The sequence below is a fragment of the Blastococcus sp. CT_GayMR20 genome, assembly GCF_004570345.1.
In genome coordinates, this window is record NZ_SPQM01000207.1 from 1 (window position 1) to 6,551 (window position 6,551).

General features: G+C 71.6%; 8 protein-coding genes. All 8 read right to left on the reverse strand.

Annotated features, from left to right (window positions below; all coding sequences use genetic code 11):
- A partial coding sequence (locus tag E4P40_RS25460) for a hypothetical protein (RefSeq protein WP_135161120.1) occupies nucleotides 1-2,275 on the reverse strand: 2,275 nt, incomplete at its 3' end.
- Between the two features lie 240 nt (nucleotides 2,276-2,515).
- Nucleotides 2,516-3,289, reverse strand: a complete 774-nt coding sequence (locus E4P40_RS25465) for a hypothetical protein (RefSeq protein WP_135161121.1) — start codon at nucleotides 3,287-3,289, stop codon at nucleotides 2,516-2,518.
- A complete protein-coding gene (locus tag E4P40_RS29205) occupies nucleotides 3,289-3,573 on the reverse strand; it encodes a hypothetical protein (protein ID WP_245160580.1) in 285 nt (94 codons plus the stop codon). The genes E4P40_RS25465 and E4P40_RS29205 overlap by 1 nt, the downstream gene beginning before the upstream one ends.
- Before the next feature lie 387 nt (nucleotides 3,574-3,960).
- Entirely contained in the window at nucleotides 3,961-4,404 is a 444-nt protein-coding gene (locus E4P40_RS25475; protein ID WP_135161123.1) for a hypothetical protein, read from the reverse strand.
- 2 nt (nucleotides 4,405-4,406) lie between these two features.
- Nucleotides 4,407-4,679, reverse strand: a complete 273-nt coding sequence (locus tag E4P40_RS25480) for a hypothetical protein (RefSeq protein WP_135161124.1) — start codon at nucleotides 4,677-4,679, stop codon at nucleotides 4,407-4,409.
- 32 nt (nucleotides 4,680-4,711) lie between these two features.
- Entirely contained in the window at nucleotides 4,712-5,158 is a 447-nt protein-coding gene (locus E4P40_RS25485) for a hypothetical protein (RefSeq protein WP_135161125.1), read from the reverse strand.
- A gap of 645 nt (nucleotides 5,159-5,803) precedes the next feature.
- Nucleotides 5,804-6,052 carry a hypothetical protein gene (locus tag E4P40_RS25490; protein WP_135161126.1) on the reverse strand — a complete coding sequence of 83 codons (249 nt, stop codon included), beginning with the start codon at nucleotides 6,050-6,052 and terminating at the stop codon, nucleotides 5,804-5,806.
- Nucleotides 6,049-6,551, reverse strand: a 503-nt coding sequence (locus E4P40_RS25495) for a hypothetical protein (RefSeq protein WP_167762374.1), incomplete at its 5' end; no start/stop codon positions are given. The genes E4P40_RS25495 and E4P40_RS25490, both read right to left, overlap by 4 nt.

Sequence of the window (6,551 nt, forward strand, 5' to 3'; positions counted from 1 at the left end):
CCATCGCCTCCGCCTGGGCCCCGGCGAACAGCGAGCTGTTGAGCTGCGCCTGCGGGATCGCGATCTGTCCGCCGAACGCCGACAGGGCGGTGTTCGCCATGCCGAGCGCCGTGGACAGCGGCACCGTGTCTAGCTGAACCGTCGGCCTGGCTTCCTTCGTGCCGAGGTCTTCGACGGCGACGCCGGCCTCTTCCGCCTTTGCCTTCAGGATGGCCGCTTCGATGGCGGCATGGTCGGCGCCGGAGACGACGTTCTGCAGGTAGGCGACGTGGTCGTCGAGGGACTGCGGCAGATCGACGCCTGACGCCAGCAGCCCGTTGTAGTACTCGAGCTCTGCCTTGGCACCCACGATCGCTCGCTGTTGATCGTCCAACGCCGCAGGCAGGTTCGACGTCGCCGCTTCGCTGGCGGCCCGACCCATGTGGGAGTAGGCCATGGCGACGTCGCGGGCCGCGTCCTCCAGCTCGTCGGCCGTCGCCGTCCCGGAGGCCATCAGCTCGGCCTGTCGGGCGAGCGCATCCTCGACGCCCTCGCCCGCCAGCTGCAGCGCGAACTGAGCGTCGACCGCGGCCCGCGACTGGTCGATCTGAGCCACCATGGCCTCGGTGACGCCCCGGAGCGCCATCGACTCAGCGTCGGCCAGTCGTGCTGCTTCCTCCTGCCAGTGCGCCAGCCGGCGCTTCGCGGCCTCGAGGTCGCCGGCGCTGGTGCCCTCGTCGTTCATCCGGTCCCGCAGGGTCGAGGACCACTCGGCGACCTTCGACTGGGCCTGCGCGAGCGGGTCCATCGCGCGCCACTGCTCGTCGAGCTTCTTGGTGACCCCGTCGACCGCCTGGCCGGTGGCCGCCAGGGTGCCGGCGGACCCGCTGAACAGCGGGATCAGCGCGCCCCAGCCGGAGGTGACCTCGTTGGCCGCCGTACCGAAGTCGGCCATCTGCATGCGTGCGGCCTGCGCCGCGCTGCCGCCTTCACGGATCGCGTTCGCCCACTTGTCGGAGGCCGCGTCGACCTGCGCGAAGTACGTCGTCAGGCCGATGAGGACCCCGCTGAGACCCGCCGTGCCGGCGGTGCTGTTGAGCGCCTGCATGGCGGATCCGGTGCGGCCGATCGCGGCGGCCGCGCGAGGGCCGCTGGAGGCCACACCTTCGAGCTTGTCGCCGAGCTTCCCGATGCCGTTGCCGATCAGGTCGGCGACCTTCAGGGCCAGGAGGCCGGCGGAGACCGGCGGCAGCAGCCCGCCGGCGCGGTCGAGCACGCCGTTCAAGGCGCCCAGCACGCTGACCACCGGCGGCAGCACCATCGTGGCCAGCTCGGCGCCCTGGCCCAGCAGCGTGCCGAGGGTGGGGAGCAGCTCGCCGATCACGTCACCGATGAGCGAGAACGCCTCACCGGCGGCCGGCGCGTGCTCGGAGATCCCGTCGAAGAAGCCCGTCAGCCCCGTCCCTGTCTTCTCGAGGAAGTCGGCGAAGCCCTGGGTGACCGGCACGCTGCGGGCGATCGCTCGTTCCAAGCCGGGAAGGGCGTTCTCCACCAGCCCGAGCAGCCCGCCGGCGAAAACGTCGATCTGCGGGGCAACGTCGGCGAAGATGCCGCGCAGCCGCGGCCGCATCCGCTCGAAACCGTCGCCGACCCGATCAGCCAACCCGACGAGGGTCGGCTCGATGACCGCGGCGTCGGCGATCGCCCCGTCCCGAATGCGCTGCCAGGTGCCCAGCCACGCCGACTGCACCTTGTCTGACTGGGCGGCCGCGACGATGCCGATGCCGGCGAACAGGCCTGTGGCCGCGGTCATCGCGAGCGGGGCGCCAGCCGCGAGGCCGCCACCGATCGCAGCGGCGATCAGCGGCGAGTTCCGGACGATCGACATGCGGAGCCCGAGGGCCAACTTCCCGCCGGCGTCGTCGCCAGCCTTCTGCGCAGCCGGCCCGAGGCCCTTCCCGACGTCGGACATCGACGCCGCCAGATGCCGCTGGGCGTCCTCCAGCTTCTTCGTCGACGTGACCGTGTTCGACTGCGCCTGCGAGAGCTTGTAGTTGGCCTTCTCCAGGGCGTTCTCCAACGCCAGGAGCTGGGAGGCCGGCCGGTTGCCCTTCTCCCGCGCCTCGTTCAGTCGGAGCTCCGCGACGGTGACCGCCTTCGCGGCGTCGACCTCGGCGCGGCGGGCCTTCGTCAGCCGCGCGGACGACGCCTCCACGGCCTTCGCCAGGCCGTCGGACATCTTCTTGCCCAACTCGCGGCCAGCGCGGTCAGCTTCGCCGCCGAGCGTGGTGGGCATGCCCCGAAGGGCACCCCGAGCCGAGTCCTCGTCCAGGTGGAGCTCAGCGAAGATGTCAGCGATCTTCCGCCCCTTGAAGGCCACGTCAGATCACCGCCTCGAACTTGGTGCGGATGCAGGGGCAGGGCGCAGGCCGGGTCACCGGACGCGGAAAGGGCAAGACGTCCTCTCCGACCTTCGATCCCGCCGGCCGCCCTTCACATAGCCGGCGGGTGACGTTGACGCCCTGGCCCCGAGACTTCATGCGCCGGCGGCTGGGTCGTCGACGAAGTGGGTCCTCTCTCCCTCGATGACCACGACGGCGTCGACGGGGACCTCCCGCCGGATCCACGTGACCGCGTCGCCGACGTGGGTTCCGATGCGCCCGTCGGCACTCGGGCGGCCGTCGACGGTCACCCGGAACGAACGCTGCCGGGTGCGCCCGAGGCCGTCGCCCGGCTGCTGCGCCGGCGGGCCGGCCACCCCGATCCACACCGATCGGCGGCCGTCACCATCGGGCACCGTCGAGCGACAGACCGCGGATTCGCCGTCGATCTCCACCTCAAGGGCGCAGGCGTGGGCGTCGGCGGCCTGCGCGGCCGCAAGTCGGCGGTCACTGCCGGTCGGCTGCTGGGGGACGTAGGTGACGCCGTCGAAGTGAGCCAGCTCGGCCACCAGCTGGCGCCGGCGCACCTCGTGCGTGCGGTACACCATCCACAGCGTTGTGGCGTGAGCTCGAGCCTCGGCAGCCTGCTCTCGGGCGAGCACCATGCGGGCCTCGTCGAGCTTCCGGCGGGCGGCGCAAGCGAGACTGGCCGCCACCGTGACCCGCTCCTCGGCCGCGGCAACAGCCTCGACCATCCGGTACGCCTGCTCGGGGTCGTCGAGCGACCCGTCGTCCAGGCGGGCCTTCGCGGCCGCGACCTCGGCCCGGGCGGCTGCCTCCTCGGACGCCCAGTGAGCGGCGGTGGCGCCCAGGTCGGCCACCGTCCCGGCCGCGGCATTCAGGGGGCTGATCTCAGTCACCGCGCTCATCAGAACTCGTACCCCCGCTGCGTCTGCTGTGACCGCCAGCTCGCCTGCACCTGGGCGGCGGACTCCGCGCTGAGGTCGGCCAGCACCTGCTCCTGCGACTGCCCGCCGAGCAGCCAGTTCTCGACCGCTGTGGCGTACTCGCGGTTCCCGCTGTCACCGCCGTAGCTGTACACAGCGAAGGTCTCCGCATCCTCTGCGCTGATGAGCCGGAACTCGTCGATGATCTGGTAGGCGGCGACGGTGGTAGGTGCCGCTGCCAGCGCGTGCCGCGCCTGCCAGGGCACCTCCAGCAACGCCTCCGGCGGGATCCCCGACGCCGTGAACGGGGAAGGTGAGATCCGGCAAAGAGCGTGGGCTCCCCGCCGCGCGCCCGTGCCGCCGCCAGCCTGCTGGCCCCTTCCGCACCCTGCGCCCAGCTGCTCACGTCCTCCGGCCGCGGGTTGCCGTACCGGCCGGCGGACCGACTCGACGAGGCTGCGAGCCGCGTCGCCGGCCGGGGCCGGGTGGCCGCGGCGCGCGCCAGGACGTCATTCCGGGATATCCGTCCTCCGACTCCGGTGCCTTGGATGTCGGCGAGCTCGACGCCCTGGGCGTTCGCGAGCAACCGGATGTAGCCAGGGGCGGGTACCTCCCCATTCCGTTCGGTGAGCGTGCGGGGTTCGTCACTCATCTCAGGCGCTCTCCTTGATGCGGCGGGCCTCGGCCCGACGGTGGACTTCGGCCTCGACCTCGAGGCGGTCCAGCAGCAGGCGGCCGCCGACTGTGCGGCCGGACTCCAACACCCCCCGCTGGCACAGATGCCGGACGTTGCGGGCCGTACAGGCGAGCATCGCTGCGGCCTCCTCGGTGTTGATCAGCTGCGGCGACCACGATGCCGACTGCCGAATCTGCGGAACTTCCTCATTTCCCGGCGGGGAAGCGGCCGGGATGGCGGAGGCCTCCGCGGTCAGCTGCTCCTGTAGCCACAGCCATCGCTGATTCGGGGCGATCCCGTCTCTCCGCGTGGTGACCTGCTGGGCGGTCACCAGGGCCCGGACGACGTCAACCAGGGCCGAGCCGCGAAGCAGTACCTGCCCGTTGCCCAGCCGCAACAGGGTCCAAGGCGTCGTCTCCACGATCAGAACCCGCCCGGCCACGACTGGACGGGTTCTGATCGGCCACCGTCCTCGAACGGCATCAGCCGGCCGCCCGAACGGTTCGGAAGACCAGGCGGGTGGCTGTTGTCCAGCCGGCCGAGCTCCTCCACAGGGATCAGCTGCCAGCAGCCCGAGCACCACACCCGGCGGTGCTCGTCGACGGCGACCTCCCGGCCCCACAGGTGGACCAGGCGCAGACGGACCCGTTCCGCACCGGGCCGGCCCGGGTCACCGACCGGACGGTCCACCCACACGTCGCCAGGCGACACCGGTGGTGGCCACGACGTCACCGCACACCGCCGACGTCCAAGGCGTCGAGCTCCACCTCGAGGGCCGACCGCTCAACCAGGTCGGCGACGACCTGCAGCCCCCGCAGCGGCCGCCTCGGGTTGACCATGCGGCTCAGCACCGCCGCCAGATGTGCGAGCGAGTCGACTGCCTGCCCTGGTCGCGCCGTCGCCTCCTCCCGTAGCCGCCGGCGGGCTTCCCCATCCCGGGCGGCGACCGCGGCCGCCAGGTCGACCGCCAGCCGCGACGACGACGTGGCACCGAGGAACGACCTCCCAGCGACGTCCGCCAACCCCAGAACGCGCGCCTGGTCGACGAAGCCGGCGGAGACCATCTCCGCGCATCGCTCGCACAGCACCATGACCGTCCCGCTCAGCGTGGGCTGCGAGGTCCACCGGTGACCGACGAGGGCGCACTGCAGTCCGGTGAGGCGGCCACCCGGCATCCAGCCCGTGCCACCGTTCGCGCGAGCCGTTCGCGGTCTCAACGCTCGACCTCTCGCGGTCCAGAAAGACTGAGGTCGAGCCCGCCGTGACTCCATCGCGCAGTCACGTTGCATCTCCCCCCGGCACTGCGAGGTAGCGCTACCGGGGTGACGCCAATGGCGGTACGGGCCGGTGCGAGAGCCTCATCCGGAGAAGCCCTCACCTTCGCGTCGTCCGTCCGTCGGAGGCCCTGAACACGCTCGTTTTCGCGAGTGCCCGATCGGCCCACCGATGCGCGCTTTGACCAGCCCTTACGCCCGCGCAGTGCCCGCCAGGCACATCCCGATTTGGTGGCAATCGGCTCGGGGAGAAAATTTTCCTGACTGGTGGCGGGGTCAGGCGCCGCGGATGCTGGATTTTTCAAGATCGCGGCCGCCTGAGCAGTGGTTGGCGCTCCCTGAAGGCTGCGACCGCAAGCGTCGAGGTGAGCGCCGAGGGCGGCCGTCCGCTGCCTCATCGTGTGGCCTCGCGCTGGCGCTTGATGCGGACCGGCCGTCGTTGCGAGTGCCGACGCTCCGGCTGTGGTCGACATCGGTCGCATCTGCCGTCGCGGGCGTTGGTCGCGACGGCGACGGGCGCGTGGCAGTCGGGGCAGTGGCGGCTGGTCATCGAGTGCTCCGCTGTTCGTGGGCGACGGTGACCAGGCGGAGCGCCACCAGGTGCGCGCACTGGTCGGTGCGGGTTGGGCAGTTGCAAGACCAGTCGGCGTCAGAGCTCCACTCGGTCCGGTAGACGAGGTCGGAGTCGCCGCGGACGAAGGCGACGACGCCCGAGCGGGAGACCTGGCGGACGGTGAGCCGGCCTTCGACGAGGTACCGCCGGGCCTCGTCGGCCGTGCTCTCGCGGGCGGTCACGCGGTGCCCCGCGACCACTCGACGGGACCGCCGCGGTAGTCGGCCAGGGCCACGGCTACCTCCTCTTCCTCGGGGTCCTGTAGGTGCTCCTGTCCTTCCTGCCTGCCTGCCTGCCTTCCTGCCTGTGTTGTCCCGGGGATCCGTCCCGGGGGATGTCCCGAGTGACTGTCCCCGGGGACACCGGCCTTCTCGGCGCGCTGCCGGGCCTTCTTCTCGCGGTCTCGGCGGCGCGCGTTCTCCAGGACCTCCAGCTCGTCACGGCTGGTCTGCGTCGCCGCGAAGTCGGGTAGGACCAGCTGGCTCCCGTCTCGGGTGAGGACTCCGGCGGCCAGGAGTTCGACGACGTCGGCCGTGTTCGCACGTGGCATCAGCTCGACGTCGTCGGCCTCGAAGCGGCCGTCGGTGCGGTTGGCGACCGACCAGAGCAGCGCGGTCATGAAGGTCCGATATGCGGTGTCGGAGAGCTTCAGCAGCCTGCGGTCGACTAGCCACCGTTCCG

Bases quoted from the DNA above. Each gene is read 5' to 3' on its own strand.
- E4P40_RS25465 (WP_135161121.1), bottom strand. From the start codon at position 3,289: ATGAGCGCGGTGACTGAGATCAGCCCCCTGAATGCCGCGGCCGGGACG.
- E4P40_RS25485 (WP_135161125.1), bottom strand. From the start codon at position 5,158: ATGCCGGGTGGCCGCCTCACCGGACTGCAGTGCGCCCTCGTCGGTCAC.